This is a genomic window from Leptospira terpstrae serovar Hualin str. LT 11-33 = ATCC 700639 (assembly GCF_000332495.1).
In the GTDB taxonomy this organism is placed as follows: domain Bacteria; phylum Spirochaetota; class Leptospiria; order Leptospirales; family Leptospiraceae; genus Leptospira_A; species Leptospira_A terpstrae.
Window position 1 is genome coordinate 2,501 of the sequence record NZ_AOGW02000018.1, and the last position, 21,010, is coordinate 23,510.

A 21,010-nucleotide genomic window follows, 5' to 3' on the forward strand; every position below is an offset into this window, starting at 1 on the left:
TTTATGCCATAAAAAATAGGAGGCAAAAATTGCAGAAAGGGGGAAGATCATGAATAGAAGTCTCGGATCGAGAGGACCTACCATGAGTGCTGAATAAATGGCACCGATGATATCGAAAACAAGACCAGCATAGGCCCATTCCTTCAGCCGTCTCAGATTGGGCATCGCGATAACAATACATCCAGATATCTTTGCGACACCCAAAAAAGGTAATAAATAAGAAGGGTAACCAAGTTGTTTGAATACTTCAAGCCAATCCTCGGTCTGCATTATATTCATAACTGATCCTGGTAATAAAAAAAATAAGACAAGGCCAGTAGCGATCCAATAATAAACATTTACTTTTCTCATGTATTCTACTCTATTATTAAAGTTACAAACTAACAAAAATCAATTGCTTTTTCGCTTCATCTTTTTGCTTGGTCCAGTTGAATTACAAAATTTTTATTCGCACTTACAATTGTCCTGCTTTAGATTCGTTCTTATGCTTTTCACCTATTTTTGCAATGTAGAAGGGTTTGGTCCTAAGGATGAAAACGATAACACAATCCAAAGTAGAAAGGACTTGAATCAATAATTCGATTCAACTGATCCACTTCGGAATTCAGTTACTGAATTAAATAAAATGCCAGACTGAACAAGTGGTTCAGCTGGCAATAGTAAGGAAAGGGTATTATTTTTACTCTACGGGATAACCTAATTGCTGTAAGGTCAATTGAGTGATTTTTTCATAAAAATGTTCCGCTCTTGTCTCATTTGGCCCACCTACAAATCCACCTAATCCATAGGCTACCGTGATATTGTGTTGATCGATAATATTTCCTTTTGCATCTTTGATGGTTAAAACTAAATCCATAGAATCTGCACCCGCAATGGATCCAATCCATATTGCAACACCTTCTGATCTAAATCGAACATCATTGATCTTTATCTCGATCGTTTCCTTTGCTTTATCAGAAAAAACACCTTTTTCCTTTAGCTTTGTTTTATAAACACGTAAAAAGTTTTCTTCTTTGAAGACTTCGCTGTCTTTAACTTCTGCGTTAGCTTCAGGTGTATACGTTAATACAACCTTTTCGTTGAGTTTCGTAGTAGAATAGTTAGGTGCCTTATAGTCACCTAAACGTTTTGCAGACGAGCTGCAATTCACTGCAAAAACCAATACCAACGCCAATACAGCATATACGCTTTTTTTAAAGTTCATCAAATAAACTCCTTTGTAATCTAATATTAAAAAATTAATAGCATTTGAATGAAATCAGGTGTTTACAACAAGACCCAAAAAAAATAGAACGAAAAATTCTTTGAAGTCAAAACTACGCCAAATCTAACTTAAGAGCATCGACTAAGGGTTGTAATTCTAGATTTCGATAAAATGCCATCAATAGTTCTGACTAGATTTAAGATCCGAAAATATTTTTGCAATATTTTATTGTAAAATCCAAAATTTATAAACAAACAATTTCATAAATGGTGATGGGTTTTAATTTTCCTTCGACAATGACTTGGTCCATCTCAAGTAAGAGGAAGCTGGCCTGAACCGAATAATTACCTTCTAATTGTTTAAATGTAGCCAAAGAAACAAAAATTGGGCAATGATAATGTTGGGTTAGACCTTCGATTCTGGAAGCAAAGTTCACATTGTCTCCGATGACATTATATTCCAACCTTCGGTCGGAACCTATTTTGCCAACTATGGCTTCGCCAGTATGAATCCCAATTCTTACCTGTAGTTTGACATAACTTGGATTATTAATTCTATTCCACGAATCATGATAAATGCTGATTGAACGACACGAAGAGCATCGTCATCTCATTTGAAAGGGGCGCCAAATATGATCATAATTACATTACTGATAAATTTATCAATGTCCCATATAATTTAAACCTATCATTAGTTAAACGAGACAAATAATGGTTTAAGAATTCTACAACTTCTTGGGTTGAACTTTGCTCTGAAAATTTTGTAAACGATCGAATATCAGAAAAAAGGATGGTGGCTTCCTTGTTTTCGCCACCTGGTTCTAGTTGTGCTTTATTTTGGTAAAACTTAATAGCAAATTGTGAGGGAAATGTAATACAAAAATCAAAACAAAGCGACTATTTTTTCGTTTTTCATATCCCTTTCGATAAAATATTATCAACAAACGATATATTATTTTTTAATCCATTTTTAAAAGTAAGAGTTAAGGTTCCGATATCAAATGGAAAAATGAGGATATGGTTTTGATTTGATTTGGAATGAGTTGGGATTGAATTAGTTTGGTTTGCGTAAGGGATACGAAGGGCTTGGTCACCTGCCATCGTTAGATGGCGGGGGACGGAAGCGAATGCGCACCCCGGAGTAGCCCGACCCGTAAACTTTCAATCAATGATATACAAATCCCATCGGGAACGCCCAAAACTGTAACTTTTATAGCCTTGTTTTTCTCTCAATCAGCCATTCATATAATGCTTGTTCTATTTCTCTTTTTTGGAACGGTTTCGGCAAAAACGAAGACATTCCTGCGCGAATGCATTTGTCTTGATCATCCTGGAAGGCATCCGCAGTAACTGCAATGATGATTGGTTTGGGAAAAATCCGTTCGTCTTTCAAAATCTCTTCCGATGCCCCGATACCATCCAGATTGGGCATATTGATGTCCATAAAAATCAAATGGAATTCGTTTGTTTGGGCCTTTGTTACCGCTTCCCTGCCGTCTTTCGCCATATCATGGCGGATTTTTAATTTTTTCAAAAAACTGGAAAGTAGAAACAGGTTGGTAGGATCATCTTCCGCAATCAGCACATTTGTATTAGACGGTAATTTAGAGAGATCCACCGAATCAACGGATCGCAAAACTCTGGACATTTGGTTGGGAAGAAGTCTGAGTTCAATTTCAAAACAGGAACCGTTGGGAAAATTGCTTTTAACTTTCAATTCTCCTCCCATCACATCCATTAGTTTTTTAGAGATGGCGAGACCGAGTCCCGTTCCTCCGTACTTACGGGAAATGCTTGAATCCAACTGTGTGAATCTTTGAAACAAGGAACCCATTTTCTCTTCCGGGATTCCTATTCCTGTATCCGTTATCGATACTTTGTATTGAATCCAGTTTCCTACTTCTTCCTTTTTGGAAGAGAGAAGGATTTTGATTTCTCCAGATTCCGTAAATTTGACCGCATTGGAGATTAGATTAAATAACACTTGTTTGATTCTATTTTCGTCGCCATGTGCTAAAAATATAAAATCTGGATCAAAGCTGACTTCAAATCGAACTTGTTTCTGTTCCGCTTGGTGCTTAAAAATTCCTTCCGCAAGTTCGAGCAGAATTTTCCAGGAAAAATCGGATTCTAATAATTCTATTTTTCCCGCTTCCAGTTTGGAATAATCCAAAATGTCGTTCAATATAGTCAAAAGAGATTGTCCGCTGTCCTGAATCATTTTCAGATATTGTGCTTGATCCTCCGAAACCTTTGTCATTTTCAAAAGTTCCGTGATTCCCAAAATTCCATTCATGGGAGTTCTGATTTCGTGACTCATTGTTGCTAAAAATTGAGACTTTGCTTTGTTCGCGGTTTCTGCTAGTTGTTTGGCGATCTCGTATTCTTCCGTGCGGAGTTTTACCTGCAATTCCAATTCGTATTTTTGGTATTCTTTCAGATTCAAGAGTTCCGTATGGGTTCTGTTTTTTTCTTCCAAAGTTTCACCGAGTTTTTGAACTAATTTTTCTTCCTCTTGCAATGCCTTTGTTATTTTTTTTGATAATAGAATCGCTTGGATGAAGATAAATAACAAAACCCCCAAATGGGAGAGATAACCTGTATGAATCAATCCGAAATTGAATAATATATCGTTAAGTAGGGTAACCGCTGTAATGGAGTAGGCAATGAGCATAAGTCCCGCACCTTCCCTTTTTCTAAAATAAGCTCTGATGAATAAAGGTACATACAGTATGAGTGCAATCATTGCAGAACCGAAGAGATACGATGCGTAATGTGTGAAAATGGAAACCGGCAAAAACAAAGTTAGTAAAAAACTAAAGAAAACCAACCTGAGAACTTTTGTGATTAATTTGGGGATGTCCTTCGGAAATAAAAGATCGTAGAGTGTTACCATGGAAACCCCGATCATATAAATCACTCCGAACAAAAGCCGGATATATGAATCAAAATCCAGATTGGGAAATAGATAATAAAACGTATGCGTTTCAAAATTCAATTGGCGAATTCCCATAATCATACAGAAAATACCGAACATCAGATATTCTTTGGAACGGAATCTTGACAGATAAATAATCAGATGGTATAAGCCGATGATGATGATTGCAGAAGAACTCGCAATGTCCCGTATAATAAGATTGAGGTGCTGTCTTTCTATGGATTTCCAATCTCCGAAATAAAGAGGTTCCCAAAATCCGTGATTTTCATGATTGAAGTTGGATACCCAAACGACGATTGTTACTTCATCGGAAAGATTACCCAGATAGGACGTGCCTGGTTTCAGGTCAGGCTTCATTGTTTCAAAACTGTCTCCCGTTTGTCCCACTTTTACCACAGAACGGGCGTTAACGAAAATTTCGAAAGCGGACATGATTTCAGTCCAAAACAATCCGTAGTTTATTTCCCGTTTTGGAAGTTTGAGTTTGAGTCTGTAAGTACCTTTTCCGAAAATCGGTAGGTTTTTTCCGTTTATTTTGTAGAATTTCCAAAAAGATGGAACCGGAAAATAACCATGGCATTTTTTTTTCCATACGGACTCATCCGATTCGGGAGGAATCAATTCATCCCAACAAAATTCCCAATCTCCTTTCAAATTTATCACAGTTTGTTTCGGTTCCCATGCGGAAAGATCCAATAATCCGGAATTTATATCGGGGAGGGGAGAGGTTGCGACTTTACAGAAAGAAAAAGATATAAAAACTACAAGTAGAGGTAAAAAAAAAATTTTTTTAAAAAAAGAAAGCGAAATTTCCATAAAACTACCCTTAGGCGAGAAAGAAATAGAACATTTGACTCAGATGAGAAAATTCGCTTGAACTGAAGCCTCGTATATCTGATTCCGAGAGCAATCTATTTATTTTATACTCTAAAAAGCAAACGAAACGGACAAACGCCTACCGCAAATTGAAATTAATTTTGTTTGTTACAAAAGCGAAGGCATTCTATGCGGAGCAACGGTCGTGTGAATCCTGAAATTGATAGTCAAAGCCGTCGATTTCGAGGATGTTTTGGTTCCAACGGGCCTGCCTTTTTTTTGTTTGGTTGGGAAGTGAGGAAGGGACTTTTTGAAATTCTAATTGAATGACTTTTTCGGAAATCCATTGATACTTTCCACTATACTTAGGTTTTTCCAATGTGCCGTCACTTTCCCGAAATGCAACTAAAGAGAGTTCAAAGGAACCATCTGAATCAAACTTGATTTCCGCGATTGGCCCATAAGCACCTGGACTTGGACCATACCAAATCACATTTGTAAAGATCTCTTTTGGGCTTAAACCTGCAATTTCATTCAATCGGTATGTATTCCGAAGTAAGGAAAGATCCTTGTCTTTCAGCATCAAACGTTTGTAAGTTTTTTTATAGGTGGCTGCCTTATTTAATAACTGAAAAACATCTTGTTCCTCAGTCAATTCCTCGCATTGACTCAATTGAATGGTGTAAACGCAGGCCAAGTTATAGTTTGCATATGGGTCATTCGGATTTTTCTTTAAACTTTCTTTGAACCACATTTCAGCCTGAGACCAGTTTTTCTTGTAAAAGGCATCAATGGCTTTTTGGTTAGTCTCCGATAAAGGTTCTGAATTTAACGGAATTTCCAATCCAATCAAAAGAAATAGAGTGAGTAAATAAATTCTAATTGGCGTCATTTGATTTCGTACATAATACATTGCACGATTTAGATCGAATCTTTTTGATATGCAAGAGGAAAATTTGTTGGAAATGCGAGTGGGACGAAGGTATAGTAGGTGTAGCGCTTAAACTTACGATCTAAAAATTGAAAACCTTCTTGGTAGTACTGTCACCATTACAATCCATAAAGAGGGCCTCGTCTAAGGGTCAACGTTACATGATTTGTAATGGTGAAAATAAGCGGAAAATAAATCCCCCTCTCAGTCCAAGCCCTTTTTCCCATCCGCCCAGTAAGAGCGAACCTTTAGCCTGTTAGTGGGAATTCCAGAATCTTTCAAATAAGCTCTGACTTGTTGGATGGAACTGGCCCGCCCAGTAAGAAAAATCTTTGGGTCGGGAATTTCTGAAATCAGATCAAACATTTCCTTTGCCATTGTTTGGAGATGCGATCCATCAAGAGATCGTTCCATCATTCTATGATCAGTAAGTCCCAGATGACCTAGAACTTCTTTCCCTACTTCTGCCGAATTCAATTCGAGGAAGGTATAAGATTTCTTTTTCACATTGTTTTGCAGAACCTTCGCGATTCCAAAGGAAGTTTCATCGCCGAATAGGATAGCATCTCCTTCTAGATTCGAAAAATCCAAAGACTCGCGAGGGCCGAAAACTTCGCAAGGGTCGCCTACTTTTAAGGAATGGATCCAAGTGGAAGCAGGGCCTTCTTTTCGATTGTAACAGAGAAAGGAAAGTTTGCCTTCCTCTTTGTCCACACTAATGGGTGTGTAAGTGCGGTAGGTAAGATTTCCCACATCGACTTGCACCTTACATCCTGGGATCCACTTTGCCTCTTTTAATTTAGTTCCCGCCATTTCGATAAGAACGAAATTTTCTGCAAGCCGTACTATTTTGGAAACTTTGGTCTGTGTGAGAAAAATACTAAAGATTGATTTGATACTACGTTTGAAAAATGAATTTGTTTCCGACATAAAAATTCTCCGTTTGAAATGTGTGTGCATTGTTTGCAAAATGAATCGCTATCCTCAGATTTAAATGGAATTCAGAAACTTACTTCCCATGAGAAACACCTGCATGGACACAAATTTTCCATAAGATTCGATCGATTCGAGATATCACTTTATACCACCTTTATCCCAAACTTTCGAAACACTTCAACCATTTCCAAAAATACTCCAGTCGATTGTTGTTTGAGAATTTTGATGAGTAACAATAAAGCTCGTTCATGGTTTGTCACTTCTTTGTAGGCGATAAAAAAGGCTATGAGGTCAAGTGGGTTCAACTTGTTTGCATTGGATTGCCATTTCGCATTCCATTCCTTGCCAAAGTTGGATCGATTTATATTAAATCGTTCCTTTATAAATCGGAATAAAAATGGGATGACTTCTTTTGCTGTTAGGGAACTCCAAATTGTTTTGAATGTTTGCCAATAGATACTAAATTTAAAAGATGTCAATTTAGTATGTACCTTCACTTTGATGCAATTAGTTTGCTTCCAAGATGCGGCCACATAAGAAATGAAATTTTATGAATATAATAAAAGTTATCATAGATTTTCTATCGTAATGAAAATTGTATTGAATTGATTCAAAATTCACAGATTTCGATGATCTTTGTCTTTCGGCTAATGCTAGTAAGTGATCCTAGAAGAATTGTCACTGTTGTGTCGAGCCAATTGGATTGATAACTGATTCTGATGGGTCGGTCATCTTCTGGTAATAATTCAATCCACGAATTTTGATTTGTGATAGGGAAATTTCCATATAACCAGAACCATTCTGATTTTGAAGCGTAAAATTCACAAAGATCACCATCAGGAGATAGAACAATTTGTTTGATTGGAATAGGTTTTGCTGTTTTTGTGTCTAATTGGTTTTTTTGGCTTTGCGACTGTTTGCCTTGAGTAGCTAAAATAAGTTTACGTTCTTCTTCTTTTCTAATGGCAGCTAACTCTTGTTCGGAATGTTCTTTGTAAACAACTTTTAATACATTGGTTTTTGGAACGGTGACACGTTTTCCATTTTCATCAAGTATTTCGATTTGATTCCCATCTTGGTTCATCACCTTTCCTTTTAATATTCCTCCCGATCTAAGAAGAATATTCGTAGCCGAAACAGAGGACACAAAAAGAAAGAAGATAGAAAGTATCATTTTTTGATTCAAAGAAAACGCCTACAATTGCCAAACTCATTGGTGAGTTATGATTTTCGTTATCGACTCATGGATTGGGAAGTTTTGAAAGAAAAAAATAAAGTAAAACTTGCTTTTTTTGTTATGCGAATCTGGCACCAATTCATTGCTAGGTTCAAATAAATCTTGCTTATTTAGAACTTTAAGATTAATTTTGGTTATGATTTTCATGAATTCCAAATCGAATCAAAAATTGATACATCATATTCGGTTGCTTTATTTTGGGATTTTTGTAATGATTTACATTGTATTTTCTACAAGTTGTTCACCGTTGTACTATTATCTATTCCAATCGCAGGAACCAAAAAAAGAATCTACGGCCACTCGTGACCTTTTTAGTTTACTCCTTTTGTCACCAAATTCAGTAACCTATCCATGGGCTACGTTTACAGATAATCGAGATGGTACCATTTCATTCCAAGGAAGGGCAGGAAGTTTTGGTGGACAATCTTATTCGGAATCAACTCTAAGCTATGCGAAATGTAGTTCAGGGCAAACTTGGATCAGTAGTTCCAATTCTTGTTCTCCCGAGATTCCTACAACTTTGTTATATTGTCCTACCAATGATAATGCTTGTAATGATGCAGTGACCTTTCTTCTAAACAATGGGACAAGTGCGGCATATTCCTATTGCGACGGTTTAGTGTTAGCTGAAAAATCGAATTGGCGAGTTGCCACAAAAAATGAGTTAAAATTAACCGTAGAATGTTCTGAAAATCCTGTAGACTTTCCTGCGGACAATGCGGGAGGGTGTGGCGTAAATAAAAAATATTACCTCAATACCTCAATTTTCCAATTGGGTGGCAATCTTTGTTCTTTTTGGTCTGCAACTGCTGCGAACTTTAACTCATCTTGGTTTATCGATTTTTGCTCTGGTGAAACTTCTGCGTCTGGTAAAGGGATTGCTCGACACGTGCGATGTGTGACGGATCCATAATTCAGGTGATGCTTTCCGTTTCGTATTTTGATTTTAAAACAATTGTACTTCCATGTTTGATTTCAGCCCAACAGGTATTAATCTACAAAGCTGAAATCAAAAAGTTGTTAGGAACCTAGTTCCAGTTGTTTGTTTTTGGTTTTGCGATGTTTACTTTCATCTCGCGGTTTAGAATGTTTTTTCCATTCAAATCGCTGATTGCTTTATCTGCATCACCACGTTCTTTCATTTCGATAAAACCGAAACCTTTAGAATTACCAGAATACTGGTCCATAATGATCTTTGCAGAAGTTACTGCGCCGTGTGCGGAAAAAAGTTCATTTAACTTTCCTTCCGTCATTTCATAAGAAAGGTTGCCTACGTATATGTTTACTGACATGTGATGTCCTCAAAATTTTATTTTTGATTCTTCAGTATTGAAAATTTAAATACAACTAACCCATACGGGAGATCGGGTAAAAACTCAACGAAAATGCAGGGGAAAACTTAAGAAAGAGATCAGAATGCAAGAAAGTGGGGACTACTCTAGTGGTTAAATCAGCGATAATGTTATGAATCAGTTACCAATATTCACTAAATCTCTTTTCTTAGCAAGAGAAAAGTTAAAAATATCGATTAACATATGTTTTTTGTGACAAAAAAGGAGAATGTATCGGTAAATAACAGTTTCACTAAGGCTGTGACTGCAATTTTGCAAAATAGGTTTCATGCAAAATGAACCCTATGAACCTAAGGTTTGCCCAGTCTGACCAATATTGCGACCGAAACTTGGATGAATCAGTTCAATTCGCTTATTGGATTGATGAAAATGATGATAATTTATACAAATTGTATCGGTTCTAATTCTATTAAAAGATCAACTAACAGGCATTAAAAAAAATTGACAGAGAGTAAGGATGGGAGTGTGCTAGTTTTTATGAAAAATTTTAAATTAGTAACCATACTACTTCCGTTATATTTAGTGATCAATTGTGCAACGCCAATTGTATTAAAACAAAATATTAAATCCAAATCGAAAAATTTGGAAATTGAATTACTTAAATTAACCGACGGACCAGACAGTTTCGCTTCAGGTGGAGCAAACTTTTATCCAAAATCAAGTGATGTAAGGTTAGTGCATGCTACTCTTTCTTTTAAGAATCTGAAGAATACGGATCATGAAATTGTTTTTGGCAAAATTGCATTAGAACCTACTTATATTACTATTTTGGATGATAAAGGCAAAGAGACAAAAAAGTTGAATTCACCTGCATTTGTAAGGCATTTTGAGGTAAGTGTATGGAACGATGTGAAAGAGGATACTACTGGAAATAATTTTGCTACTGGTAAAACTGAAAATTCAATCACATTGAAACCGAATGAAACAGCGACTAGAACTTTGATTTACTTTTTGCCTAAAGCAAAATCACCTGAAAAGTTGATTTTTTTAGATGAGAATTCAGTTGTCATTTCTTTGAAATAACGCTAATCAAATAATTTGTACGTTGTTCCTTGCCTCCGTTAGTTGGCAGGGAACAAAATCATTGATTACCTTGTAAAAAATTCTCATATCCTTAAACCACTTCCTTACTTATTTAGAATCCTTCTAAATAAACCATCTAATACTAAAAAAATATTATAGATAAGTTTCCTTGACTGATTGGTCAAAATAAAGGTGATATTATTGAAATAGTAAATCTGAATCGATAGGGGTCACTGATTATGTGGACTTTTAATTCTGCCGCCGGCACAACTACTGCTTTAGGATTAGGAATATGGCTGATTGTATTTGCAGCTCTCTTTATTTTTAATGAATTTGCCAGAAGATGGAAATGGGCTGGTTTTTTTAGTTTTATGATTTTACCCACTTTTTTATCCATTCTCTGGTTTTTCTTTATGAAGGAACAAACATATACTGACTGGTTTCATCTGGTCAAAGTGTATTCTGCAACAGCGGGTTGTATAATTTTTTGGTCCATTAGGCACATTCAGAAAAAAGATATCAAAGGGAATATAAATTGGCGATTAGCGGATGTTAAGTTAGCTCTAGTTTTTCCTGCATTAATTTTAGCTGTCAATATCATCGAAGCAGTGACACGTGATTTCCAAGTTGGTAAAATATACTGGAATCATTTTTCGGGTCCGATTGAAGGAGAGGTGACTGGAGTGTTTGGAGGGCCCTGGAATTATATGAATGCCATGGCAGGAATTCTCAATACAGTTACCATTACTGGTTGGTTTGGAATTGTCATCCGAAAAGAAACAGATTCAGATAAGAGTCGCGATATGCTTTGGCCGGATATGTTATGGTTTTGGATCATAGCTTACGATCTTTGGAATTTATCTTATACATACAATTGTATACCAACACATTCTTGGTATGCAGGACTTGCACTTTTAATTGCTCCTACCCTTTGTGCATTCACAATTGGTAAAGGAGCTTGGTTACAACATAGAGCACAAACTCTTGCGATTTGGTGTATGTTTGCTCAGACTTTTCCTGCGTTTTTGGATTCCGGGGCCTATGTAGTTCGTTCTACTTATCAACCATGGATCTATAGCTCTGTATCAGCGATCGCCTTAGGAACCAATGTGGCAGTCTTTTGTTATATGGTATACAAGTGGGTGAAAACAAAAAGAAATCCTTACTCAGCTGAAATATTCACTGACTTAAGTGAGTATAAAACAATAAAGTCTCTAGCAGAATAGTTAGAGCAAATTCTACCTTGCGTTAGGAATCTGTAGGGCTTGGTCACCTGCCATTGTTAAATGGCGGGGGACGGGAGCGAATGCGCACCCCGGAAGAGTCCGACCTTTCTTGTTACTTTCTACTATATTTCGTTTGATTGGGAACGCCCAATTAGGATTCTTTTGGAATTTATTTACTTTATAGGCGAATCACTAAGAGTGATCAAAAGCCGAACATTGTCGGGAGTTAGTTATGAGAAATAACAGACTTACTTCCTGAGAGTTAGATTATATAAAATCTGGAATCATACTGAATTTTATTGACTCATTTTGAATCTCGAGTAAAAAGTCTTACCAATATGTTTAAAAAGGGTTCAATCGCTATAAGAAACTTTATTTTTTCAAAACCAATTCAGTTATTCTTGTTGTCATTTTCTCTTTTTGATTGTGCAAATTCAATTTTCAATAACCCTTGTGATCCTTTGTCTAAGAATTATGCAACTGGTGTTATCTTGAAAATGGCAACGAACGATAGAAAAGCATATTGCGGTATTAGTTTAACGAGTGATAGTGGCACTAAATCTTTACCTTGTAATACTTGTCGAATTTTTACAACTGCGGTACCTTATTCTGGTGCCTTGGGTGGCGTATTAGGGGCTGATAATAAATGTTCCATTGATACAAATAAACCAAGCACTGGTAGTTATAAAGCCTTTCTTTCGGACGCAATTGCAAGAAGAGCCTGCACAACGGCAAATTGCAGTGGTGGTACTTCGGAGCACCTTGATTGGGTAATGCAACCTAATAAAGATTATGTTCGAGTAACTGGCGCTGTTCCCATAGGCACAACCAACAGTAACGGATTATTGATAACCCAATCAAATTCAATTTTAATTGTAAGTGTTACAACATGGCTTGGATTCAATGCCAATTGGACAACGGAACCAGGTCTTCATTGTGACAATTGGATCGACGGATCAAACACATTTGTTGGAACTCTGAATGACCAGAGTACAAACCCAATTATCGGTGCTGCTTCCAATCTTTGTAATAATACCCACTCAATCATTTGTGTTGAGCAATAAAAACCGAAAGGAAAGGATCGAATTAAACTAAGAACTGTTAGCTAACTGATTCTTTCCTTCAAACCATGTTTACAATTTTTGAATTGCGAATCTAAAATTGTATCAACAAATAATCAAGCCTTTGAGATCCTATAGTTCGTTTAAATAAGGCTTTACATCTTGTAAAAATTGATAAGAAGTAGCTTTAAAAATCTCTTCTTCTGTCGATGTAAATAAATTAATCCAGACTACCGGTAATGTAAAAATCCATAAGAAAATGGACCTTCTTGGTGAATAGCTAAAGTCTTTTAATTTTTGCCCATCTTTGTATAAGGAATAGGTAACATCAAATCCGTCGTTTGAACTCCAAGCAGGAAGAATGGTTGCAGTAGCTAAGGAAAGATATCCGAAAATTAATGCTTGGGCAGATATGGGAGCCCATTGGGTAGAAACTTTGCAGTAAACACCTTTATTGGGAATGTTCTTTTCATCTAATATTTCTTCTGTATCACTAAATTGGGATTTCAATTTAGTTTTAAAAAAGGATTTTAATGCCGTATAACCACCAAATTCTAAAATTGGGAATGGTTCAATATGGTAGTATAACTTTACTTTCGAGGGATTAGATGTTTTTGATGAGGCATCAACGATCGGATAATCTCTGTAATATGTAATACAGGAAGAAAAAGTCAGAATTAGCAAAAACATAAAACGAATAAATTTCATTTTCAAACCTCTGTTATAGTATGAGCCAAATATAGGATTTTATAAATAGATTGCAACTTTTTTAAGTAAATTGAAATTGTCGGGTTCGTTAATCAAATAAGATCAATTTCCCTTCTAATGAAGTGTATTAGAATAAAGGTTAATTGCTTAAGGCCTTTCATTCGGTAGTCTGAACAAAGTTAATTTTTACGCCAAAATTGATTTCGAAATTATCAAATCTAAATTTTGTTTGCAAATTACATAAAACCAAGACAAAACTATTTATCTTCAAAGGGAAGTTGGATTGTATGGAAAAACGTTTTCAAACCTGGGCCGAATTTCTTGATATCGCTATTTTAATTGGTTCTACTATAGTCATAATCGCTTGGATGATTGGTGAGCCGCTACTTTACCGTATCGATGGTCCAGTATTGTCCATTTTCTCAGCCATTTCCCTTCTTGTCATTGCAGGTTTACGTTTGGCGACAAGACATTTTCATCTCTGGCCATTTACTGCAAATCTTGCTTTTTTGATGATCGTGGGTGGTGGAAATATTTCTTCACTATTGATGTTGTTATCTGCACCAAGTGTACATATCAACCCCAAATCTACTTTAGTTATGACATCTATTTTCACATCGATCGGATTTATATTTTTTAGTATGTATGAAATCCTTTTGTATCTTAGAAAAACACCGAAAAGTCCATGGATATTAGATGATATTCTGATTCACCTAGCATTGGTTCCTGGAGGACTTAGTTTGATTGGACATATTTTCCAAAATCCTACATATCTTAGTATGTCGAGAGATCCTCGAGTCGGTATTTCAATACTCGAGATGGTTTTTATGGCAACGCTAGCTCTTTCAACAATTTTAGCGAATCCGAATTTGTTTCTTTGGCGATTTCTAAAAGGTAGCCTTACCAACCAATTCACATTTGCTGCTCTATTTACTAATCAATACATTGCACCTGTCGTTTACCTGTTATTAGTTGGTTCCAATTGGCAATCAGAAGGATTTGGACCAGAGTTGTTTATATTTTTTGGTGGGGTGATCGCCACGTTAGGTTTTCTTTTGTTTCAAGCAAAGTTGGAGGAAAATTCCCCCTAAATTTGTTTTTCTTTTTTAAAACGATACACGCAAAAGAGAACCTATCAGCGGATCTTGATATATATCAATGAGTTGATAAACAGGAAATTTTTTCTATGGTAAAACTGATAGTATTCTTTTTATCGTGAATGATTAAAATGATTTCTATCTTTTCTCTCTATGTTTCTTTAGTCATGTGAAGTATCAGTTTTATTTTGGATTCTTTGCTACTATTATTTTTGTTTGTTATTGTTCTAAAGTGGAATCTAGAATCATTCAAGAGTTGTCAGAGTTTGAAGTAGTAGATCCTCCTTCTGATTTCCGTCTTTCCTCTTTTTGTCCTTCTGGTTGGAAGGAAGAGAAAGAAGAATGTGTAATTGACTATCAGTTCGTAAATTCGGTAGAAAAAAATGGGGGTCTTGGGCAATCTCTACCACAAATCAAACTGAACCCAAAAGTAATTGATTTGGGGAGATATTTATTTTTTGATCCGATTCTTTCTGGCGATAAACGACTGTCATGTGCCCATTGTCACCACCCCGCTTATAGTTTATCCGACGGACGAAGCCAAAGTATGGGAAAAGATGGAACAGGATATGGACCTACCAGGGAAGGTGGCGTGAATTTGAAACGATCCGCTCCTAGTTTATGGAATGTTGTTTATATGGACCATCTATTTTGGGACGGGAGAGCTTCAAATTTAGAAGACCAAGCAGAAGGTCCTTTGTATTCGCCTGAGGAAATGGGAAGTTCACAGGAAATCATTGAATCTAGGTTAAACGAAATACCTTTTTATCAAAAAATGTTTTTAGAAGCTTTTGGCAAAAGAGGAAAAAAAATCACATCTTCTTTGGTGATTGATGCCATTTCTACCTTTGAAAGATCGCTAGTTTCTTTTAGTAGTCGATTTGATAAATGGTCTACCGGTGATAAAGATGCATTGAGTTCGGAAGAACTTTTTGGTTATAATGTTTTTCGTTCTTTTGTGGCAAGGTGTGCCGAATGCCATCCACCACCAATGTTTACAAACAATGTTTTTGCAACGATTGGTGTATTGGATTCTGGCGAAAAGGATTTTGGAAGAGAAACCATTACAGGTCAGAATTTACTGAGAGGATCATTTCGCGTTCCTACATTACGAAATATCGCAAAAACTGCCCCTTATATGCATTCAGGAAATTTAGAAACTTTGGAAGAAGTAGTGAATTTTTATAATGAAGGCGGAGGAAGAGGGAATGGAGCTCCGAGTGATCTCAGAATCCATTGGCATGTTCGAAAGATGGGCCTTAGTAAAATTGAAATTAGTTCCCTTGTTTCCTTTTTGAAAACATTAAATGATGAAACAAACATGCCCAAATTTCCAAAGTCAGTTCCATCCGGTTTACCAGTGGCACTTGAATTTCAATCCTATCACCATCGGAGTTCCAAAAAATAATGAGTTTTAAAAAGTTATTCAAAAATTTTTACTTTTTCCTAAATCGAAAGAATACGTACCAACAAATCATAGTTATTTGTTTTCTTTTTTTCTTATCTTCTCAGATTTTTTCCCGTACGGTAGAAGTTCATGAAGGAGAATCCATTCAAAACGCAATCGACTCACTCGAAAAGGGAGATATAGTTAAAGTTTTCCCTGGTGTTTATCATGAATTTTTGTTTGTAGACAAAACACATTTTACCTTATCAGGAGTGATTGTGAATGGCAAGTGGCCCATTTTGGATGGAGAAGGTATACTTAATGATGGTGTGATTGGATCCGGTGCCAATTTCATAATCGAAAATTTCCATATTAAAAATTATAAAGCTAATGGTGTGATGACCCAAGGAGCAGGGAACATCATCATGCGAAAGCTCATAGTAGACAACACGGGTATCTATGGTATTTATCCAACTATGGGTACCAATATATTGATTGAAGATACAGTTAGTTTGGGAATCGCTGACGCTGCAATTTATATTGGAATGTGCCACAATGTTGATGTTAGGCGAAATGAAGTATATGGTAGTGTTATAGGAATTGAGATAGAAAATTCAACTAATGTTTTGATTGAAGGAAATACGGTTTACGATAATTCGGCTGGGATTGTAGCCTTTGCTTTGCCCGGACTTCCCTTAAAAAAAGTGGAAAATGTAATCATCCGAAGAAATTTCATATTTGATAATAATCATAGAAATTTCGCAGAACCTGGGGCTTTGGTTGCTGGGGTTCCACCAGGAATTGGAATAGGAGTCATGGCCGGCGATGAAGTGACCATTGAGGGAAATATTATCCGCAGAAATAGTTTTGCTGGAATTGGAATTGGTGATAATAACTTACTTCCTAACTCAAAATCACCGGATCCCGATGTGGAACCAAATCCAGATCGTAATAAAGTTTTAGAAAATGTTTTTATCGATAACGGAATTCGCAAATGGGATGATATTGTATCTTGGCTTTTTTATGTGATTAGAATTATTTTTTCCGGAAACCCCATTCCTGAGTCACCAAATGGTGGGAAGGTGGGAATTTTTCCTGATGGATTTGATATTGTAGCTTCAGGTAAAGGAAAAGACAATTGTTTAAGTTCTCCTGATTCGGTCACAAAAATTGGAACCAGTAGTTACGGAATCTGCAGTAAAACAGAAAACACAGAAAAAGTAAAAACGATGATAGGTGATCCAAAACAAGGAGAAGCCAAATCAGATGTTAGAGAATTGGGGAAACAAGTGTTTGGTGCTGTTTGTTCAGGTTGCCATTCCATGACTCTCCGAACGGTTGGTCCTCCTATCAAAGAAATTCAGGAAAAATATAAAAAAGATGTATATGGTGTCGTTACTTTTGCCTCCATGCCAAAGAAAGTAAGAGAAGGTTTTATTGAAATGCCTTCCCAAAAGTATTTAGGAAATGAAAAGTTAACAGCTGTTTCCAATTATATTTTGAATTTGAAAGATGAAGGTGCCAAAGGGGTAGTGAAATAATATGAATGCAGAAAAAATCCTTCCTCAAATGAATCCATTCCGCGGGGGATTGATTTCGATTATACGTTTACTTACCCCTGCACTTTTAACAATCTTTTTGATAGTTTTTGTTCGCTACATTTCAAGCGATGTATCTTGGAAACGGAATATTTTAGGAGTATCGTTTTTTTGTTTTTATATTGCAGTTTCCGTCTTTGGAATGTTACGTGTGGCTTCTTCAGTAGAAGATATCCTGGGGGAAGAAGATGTAGAAGAGGATAAATCCTCTCGAATGAGAAGAGCAAGGCATTCGATTCGTGTTTTCTTTTCGCTTTGGTTTGTCGGTGGAGTTGCCATACTTGCTGGATTATATGTTGGAATGAGTAAAAATCGTTGGGATATGCCCATTCCTCTCTCTTCGGTTCAAATCCTTAGTTCCATAATTTGGGCAATCCTTTCTTCACTTTTTTTACAATTGATGAGTTTCCACCGGGGGCTTCTTCTCACAAAAGGTGGGTCTACGAAAGGTTATATAGCTCAGAGTATTAACATATATACTTTTCTGATTGTTCTATTTCCTATTTACTTTGTTTTATATGCAGGCAACGGAAAAATAGTGAATATTCCCTACTTGGTTGCATTTACACTACCAACAAATTTTGTATTATTATATTTGATTATTAAAAAATACAAATCCGTCCTCATTCTTTTGGGAGATAATTCAGATTTTTTCTTTCATCCTGACACAAAATTGGCAGCCAGGAGAGCTTTTGGTGCGTTTCTATTATTATTTCTTTTGATTAGTTTGTTCTTTCTAGATTATTCACGAAGGAAAAAAATACTTTGGATTTATGCTGCCAGAGAAAACCACATTTTCCTTTTCGAAGCACTTCGTCTCACGGGAGTCGGTATTAATGAAGTAGATGAACATAAATATACACCTCTCTTTTGGGCCATTCATGGTAACTCACTTGAGTTTGTTAAATCCATTGTAAAGGAAGGGGCTAGTTTAGAAGCGATTAATGAATTTGGCCAAACTCCATTGATTGTAGCTGTTTTATTAAAAAATGAAGTAATGGTTAAAGAGTTGGTATCTCTTGGATGTAATATCAACCAAGCTGATGCCATCGAAGGTCAAACCCCTTTGATTTTAGCTGCAAGAGATGGAAGTTTTGAAATTGTAAAATTCCTTTTAGAAAATAATGCTATTCCATCACTTAAAAATAAAAAAGGCCAAACTGCTTTGAGTTTAGCTTTGGAAAATGGGCACCAAAGAATTGTAGATTTACTGAAACATCCTTAATCCAATTTGTAAAGTTTGAAAATATTTTCTTTTTCTTCCTCTGTACATTCTGTGCCATGTACAAATGGGTATGTTAAAAGATAAAATGATTTTAGATATGACGGTGCATGGGTATGCAAAAAAGACAATTCGAAGTTATACGATGTGTATGTATATATTAGTTAGGTACTTCCAAAAGTCTCCTTTGGATTTGGAACCCTTTGATATTTATACTTTTTTTCTGAATATGAGGCAGGCTAATAAATCAGATTCTACATTAGTTATTTTTTATAGCGCATTTTTGTTTTTTTACAATCTTCTTGGTCGTAAGGATATGTTGGAGTTGGTTCCTTTCCCCAAAAGGAAACGAACTGTTGTTGCTGTTTTTAGCCAAACAGAAGTTACAGCATTTCTTACGAATTGTAGTTCTGTCTGTGAGAAAACCATTTTTACCTTACTTTATTCTTCGGGGATTCGTATTGGAGAAGTGCTTAACCTTCAGGTAAAAGATATAGATTTTGAAAGAAAAGCAATTTTCATTAGCTCTGGAAAAGGAGGCCATAGTAGGTATGCAATCTTAGCAGACAAAACAGCATCCCTTCTCAAACAGTATATGGAAATTTATAATCCAAAGACATATTTGTTCTTTTCGCAAAAAGGAAAGAATATACCAATCAGCCCTCGCACTGTCCAAGCAGCATTTCAGAAGATTCGAAATTTATCGGGAATTCAAAAATATGCCACAGTACATACACTAAGACATTCCTTTGCCACTCATCTTTTGGAAGATGGATACAGTTTAGTTTACATCCAAAAACTACTGGGTCATGCCGATATCAAAAGCACATTAATTTATCTACATGTGAGTCCCAATTCTCTTTTGAAAATTACAAGCCCACTGGAAAAGATTGGAAATATACGATTGGGAATTTTTGAAAACCAAAACCAGTATGGATTTCAATTTCGTTGAGATTGGTTTGAGTTGTAAAAGTATGAGGTAATGTCAAAACTTTGCCTGTTTCATTCGACATAGCGCCGCAATTTTTTCTATATTAGGTTCTGGAATTTTAGTCGCTTCAGGCAAGTTCCCCATGTGGCTTAGACCCACATGGATGTACCCTTTTTTCTCCCTGTTTAAAACCACCAAACAATCGGAAGCTGGAAGATTTAATTTTTTTCGAATGTTTTTCTCTTCTTTTTCTGCGGACGCAAAACCAACTTCGGTATTTTCAAACTGATACTGTTCGATTCCGACACTGGTTTTATTTACTAAATTTACCTTTTCCATTGTCAAAATGATCTTGTCCTGTGAAAGAACGATCATAGTAAAAATCAAAAGAAACTCAGACATAGAAATTACTCCTTCGCGATTTCATTCAGTATATCACATAATTCCTTTGGTTTGCTAAAAAAGGGAGAATGACTGGAATCAATTTGAAAAACTCTATCGCAAGGTGTATCCTTTTGCATTTTCCTTTGAATCATTAGCGTAACAGCTTTGTCTTGTAAACATTCTATGTATATTTTTGGAATTTTGCCAAACCGTTCGGGAGTTAATCGCAATTTTTCAAATCCACCTAAATTCGGTTCAGGTGTAAGTAGTTTATTGGCTAATTCAGTGATCTCTGGAGCACAATCATGGTAAAGTGCTTCATGAAAGATATGTTGACTCAAACGATGGGTTCTGAATTTCTTCGGCAAAAAAATATCGATCAATGTTTTTTTATAACCGCTATAATTTTGAATTAGTAAGCTAGTTAGTTTTAAGGAAACTTTGGGAACTGTATTTTGAATCACTAGCGACTTGCGATCGAGGAGTGCATATTCCATCATAGATTTTCCGTTAGGAATTAAATAGGAGGCAAGGTAAATTAATTTCTCAATTTTTTCCGGAATTTTCTCTGCCACTTTTGAAATTACAATTCCATTGCGGCTGTGGGCAAGTAAGATTACTTTTCCTTCTATTCTTCGGATAACATCGATAGTTTTATTTGTATAGTCATCGAGTGTTGCTGAATGTATATTGGTTCTGTCAATTCCATGTCCTGGCATATCAAGGCTTATTGTTTGGTGTCCAAGTTTTTGCAGTAATGGAACTACTTTGTGCCAATTCCATGCCCCATGGTAGGAACCATGTAGTAAAATAAAAGTTTTCATCTCATCTCCTAATAACGAATGCTAATAGTGTAGATTGATTTTTGAGATTCGAAAACCCGATACTTGCTATTTTGATATTTTTTGAAATGATGCTTTCAGGATACGGAAGGTTTGTTCACCTACCATCGTTAAGTTC

Annotated in this window: 24 protein-coding genes (1 of these 24 only partly in view); 10 read left to right on the forward strand and 14 right to left on the reverse strand. The window is 36.0% G+C overall.

From position 1 onward, the window contains the following. The 10 genes from LEP1GSC203_RS16285 to LEP1GSC203_RS16325 all read right to left on the reverse strand — a co-directional run. On the reverse strand, nucleotides 1-351 hold the 5' portion of the coding sequence (locus tag LEP1GSC203_RS16285) for a DoxX family protein (RefSeq protein ID WP_002975452.1). Its footprint begins 12 nt before the window's first position; the window shows 351 of its 363 coding nt (coding positions 1-351); its start codon is at nucleotides 349-351; its stop codon lies beyond the left edge, outside the window. A gap of 328 nt (nucleotides 352-679) precedes the next feature. Next, a complete protein-coding gene (locus tag LEP1GSC203_RS16290; RefSeq protein ID WP_002975384.1) occupies nucleotides 680-1,204 on the reverse strand; it encodes a hypothetical protein in 525 nt (174 codons plus the stop codon). Between the two features lie 244 nt (nucleotides 1,205-1,448). Then, nucleotides 1,449-1,787 carry an adenylate/guanylate cyclase domain-containing protein gene (locus tag LEP1GSC203_RS20105; protein ID WP_332248534.1) on the reverse strand — a complete coding sequence of 113 codons (339 nt, stop codon included), beginning with the start codon at nucleotides 1,785-1,787 and terminating at the stop codon, nucleotides 1,449-1,451. 58 nt (nucleotides 1,788-1,845) lie between these two features. Next, on the reverse strand, nucleotides 1,846-2,079 hold the full coding sequence (locus tag LEP1GSC203_RS20125) for an adenylate/guanylate cyclase domain-containing protein (RefSeq protein ID WP_332248535.1): 234 nt from the start codon (nucleotides 2,077-2,079) through the stop codon (nucleotides 1,846-1,848). A gap of 36 nt (nucleotides 2,080-2,115) precedes the next feature. After that, a complete protein-coding gene (locus tag LEP1GSC203_RS16300; protein WP_039938276.1) occupies nucleotides 2,116-2,304 on the reverse strand; it encodes a hypothetical protein in 189 nt (62 codons plus the stop codon). A 109-nt stretch (nucleotides 2,305-2,413) separates the two neighbouring features. Continuing rightward, nucleotides 2,414-4,957, reverse strand: coding sequence for an ATP-binding protein (locus LEP1GSC203_RS16305; RefSeq protein ID WP_002975238.1), 2,544 nt, complete (start codon nucleotides 4,955-4,957; stop codon nucleotides 2,414-2,416). 187 nt (nucleotides 4,958-5,144) lie between these two features. After that, nucleotides 5,145-5,849: a hypothetical protein gene (locus LEP1GSC203_RS16310; RefSeq protein WP_002975210.1), complete on the reverse strand. Its 705-nt coding sequence runs from the start codon at nucleotides 5,847-5,849 to the stop codon at nucleotides 5,145-5,147. Between the two features lie 243 nt (nucleotides 5,850-6,092). Continuing rightward, nucleotides 6,093-6,818: a siderophore-interacting protein gene (locus tag LEP1GSC203_RS16315; protein WP_002975404.1), complete on the reverse strand. Its 726-nt coding sequence runs from the start codon at nucleotides 6,816-6,818 to the stop codon at nucleotides 6,093-6,095. Between the two features lie 149 nt (nucleotides 6,819-6,967). Next, nucleotides 6,968-7,303, reverse strand: coding sequence for a hypothetical protein (locus tag LEP1GSC203_RS16320; protein WP_002975426.1), 336 nt, complete (start codon nucleotides 7,301-7,303; stop codon nucleotides 6,968-6,970). A 131-nt stretch (nucleotides 7,304-7,434) separates the two neighbouring features. Beyond that, entirely contained in the window at nucleotides 7,435-7,998 is a 564-nt protein-coding gene (locus LEP1GSC203_RS16325; protein WP_039938365.1) for an LA_0442/LA_0875 N-terminal domain-containing protein, read from the reverse strand. Nucleotides 7,999-8,001: 3 nt separating this feature from the next. Here LEP1GSC203_RS16325 and LEP1GSC203_RS19805 point away from each other — a divergent pair, with 3 nt between their 5' ends. Both LEP1GSC203_RS19805 and LEP1GSC203_RS16330 read left to right on the forward strand, forming a co-directional pair. Then, on the forward strand, nucleotides 8,002-8,160 hold the full coding sequence (locus LEP1GSC203_RS19805) for a hypothetical protein (RefSeq protein ID WP_156808608.1): 159 nt from the start codon (nucleotides 8,002-8,004) through the stop codon (nucleotides 8,158-8,160). A 112-nt stretch (nucleotides 8,161-8,272) separates the two neighbouring features. After that, nucleotides 8,273-8,974: an Lcl C-terminal domain-containing protein gene (locus LEP1GSC203_RS16330; RefSeq protein ID WP_156808609.1), complete on the forward strand. Its 702-nt coding sequence runs from the start codon at nucleotides 8,273-8,275 to the stop codon at nucleotides 8,972-8,974. A gap of 115 nt (nucleotides 8,975-9,089) precedes the next feature. Here the strand turns inward: LEP1GSC203_RS16330 and LEP1GSC203_RS16335 are convergent, their stop codons facing one another. Then, complete coding sequence (locus LEP1GSC203_RS16335) at nucleotides 9,090-9,353, reverse strand: RNA recognition motif domain-containing protein (protein ID WP_039938281.1); 264 nt, start codon at nucleotides 9,351-9,353, stop codon at nucleotides 9,090-9,092. A 537-nt stretch (nucleotides 9,354-9,890) separates the two neighbouring features. Between LEP1GSC203_RS16335 and LEP1GSC203_RS16340 the strand changes: the two genes are divergently transcribed. From LEP1GSC203_RS16340 to LEP1GSC203_RS19465, 3 genes are all read left to right on the forward strand, one after another. Beyond that, nucleotides 9,891-10,436: a hypothetical protein gene (locus LEP1GSC203_RS16340; RefSeq protein ID WP_039938283.1), complete on the forward strand. Its 546-nt coding sequence runs from the start codon at nucleotides 9,891-9,893 to the stop codon at nucleotides 10,434-10,436. Between the two features lie 239 nt (nucleotides 10,437-10,675). After that, nucleotides 10,676-11,662, forward strand: a complete 987-nt coding sequence (locus LEP1GSC203_RS16345) for a DUF5692 family protein (RefSeq protein ID WP_002975391.1) — start codon at nucleotides 10,676-10,678, stop codon at nucleotides 11,660-11,662. 338 nt (nucleotides 11,663-12,000) lie between these two features. Next, nucleotides 12,001-12,726 (forward strand): DUF1554 domain-containing protein, encoded by a 726-nt coding sequence (locus LEP1GSC203_RS19465; RefSeq protein WP_002975479.1) that lies wholly within the window; start codon nucleotides 12,001-12,003, stop codon nucleotides 12,724-12,726. Nucleotides 12,727-12,855: 129 nt separating this feature from the next. On the opposite strand, the gene LEP1GSC203_RS16355 is transcribed toward LEP1GSC203_RS19465, so the two are convergent. Continuing rightward, nucleotides 12,856-13,431 carry an LIC12231 family lipoprotein gene (locus LEP1GSC203_RS16355; protein ID WP_002975521.1) on the reverse strand — a complete coding sequence of 192 codons (576 nt, stop codon included), beginning with the start codon at nucleotides 13,429-13,431 and terminating at the stop codon, nucleotides 12,856-12,858. Between the two features lie 287 nt (nucleotides 13,432-13,718). On the opposite strand from LEP1GSC203_RS16355, the gene LEP1GSC203_RS16360 reads away from it, so the two are divergent. From LEP1GSC203_RS16360 to LEP1GSC203_RS16380, 5 genes are all read left to right on the forward strand, one after another. Then, nucleotides 13,719-14,522, forward strand: a complete 804-nt coding sequence (locus tag LEP1GSC203_RS16360; RefSeq protein ID WP_002975226.1) for a hypothetical protein — start codon at nucleotides 13,719-13,721, stop codon at nucleotides 14,520-14,522. 175 nt (nucleotides 14,523-14,697) lie between these two features. After that, the gene (locus LEP1GSC203_RS16365) at nucleotides 14,698-15,936 is read left to right on the forward strand and encodes a cytochrome-c peroxidase (protein WP_002975317.1); all 1,239 of its coding nucleotides are present in this window, start codon (nucleotides 14,698-14,700) and stop codon (nucleotides 15,934-15,936) included. Beyond that, the gene (locus tag LEP1GSC203_RS16370; RefSeq protein ID WP_002975217.1) at nucleotides 15,936-17,456 is read left to right on the forward strand and encodes a parallel beta-helix domain-containing protein; all 1,521 of its coding nucleotides are present in this window, start codon (nucleotides 15,936-15,938) and stop codon (nucleotides 17,454-17,456) included. Before LEP1GSC203_RS16365 ends, LEP1GSC203_RS16370 begins: the two co-directional genes overlap by 1 nt. A 1-nt stretch (nucleotide 17,457) precedes the next feature. Further along, nucleotides 17,458-18,738 (forward strand): ankyrin repeat domain-containing protein, encoded by a 1,281-nt coding sequence (locus tag LEP1GSC203_RS16375; RefSeq protein ID WP_002975486.1) that lies wholly within the window; start codon nucleotides 17,458-17,460, stop codon nucleotides 18,736-18,738. 70 nt (nucleotides 18,739-18,808) lie between these two features. Continuing rightward, nucleotides 18,809-19,687 (forward strand): tyrosine-type recombinase/integrase, encoded by an 879-nt coding sequence (locus tag LEP1GSC203_RS16380; protein ID WP_002975390.1) that lies wholly within the window; start codon nucleotides 18,809-18,811, stop codon nucleotides 19,685-19,687. A 33-nt stretch (nucleotides 19,688-19,720) separates the two neighbouring features. On the opposite strand, the gene LEP1GSC203_RS16385 is transcribed toward LEP1GSC203_RS16380, so the two are convergent. Both LEP1GSC203_RS16385 and LEP1GSC203_RS16390 read right to left on the reverse strand, forming a co-directional pair. Beyond that, on the reverse strand, nucleotides 19,721-20,068 hold the full coding sequence (locus LEP1GSC203_RS16385; RefSeq protein ID WP_002975283.1) for a hypothetical protein: 348 nt from the start codon (nucleotides 20,066-20,068) through the stop codon (nucleotides 19,721-19,723). Between the two features lie 5 nt (nucleotides 20,069-20,073). Beyond that, complete coding sequence (locus LEP1GSC203_RS16390; RefSeq protein WP_002975496.1) at nucleotides 20,074-20,874, reverse strand: alpha/beta fold hydrolase; 801 nt, start codon at nucleotides 20,872-20,874, stop codon at nucleotides 20,074-20,076. Between the last annotated feature and the right edge of the window lie 136 nt (nucleotides 20,875-21,010).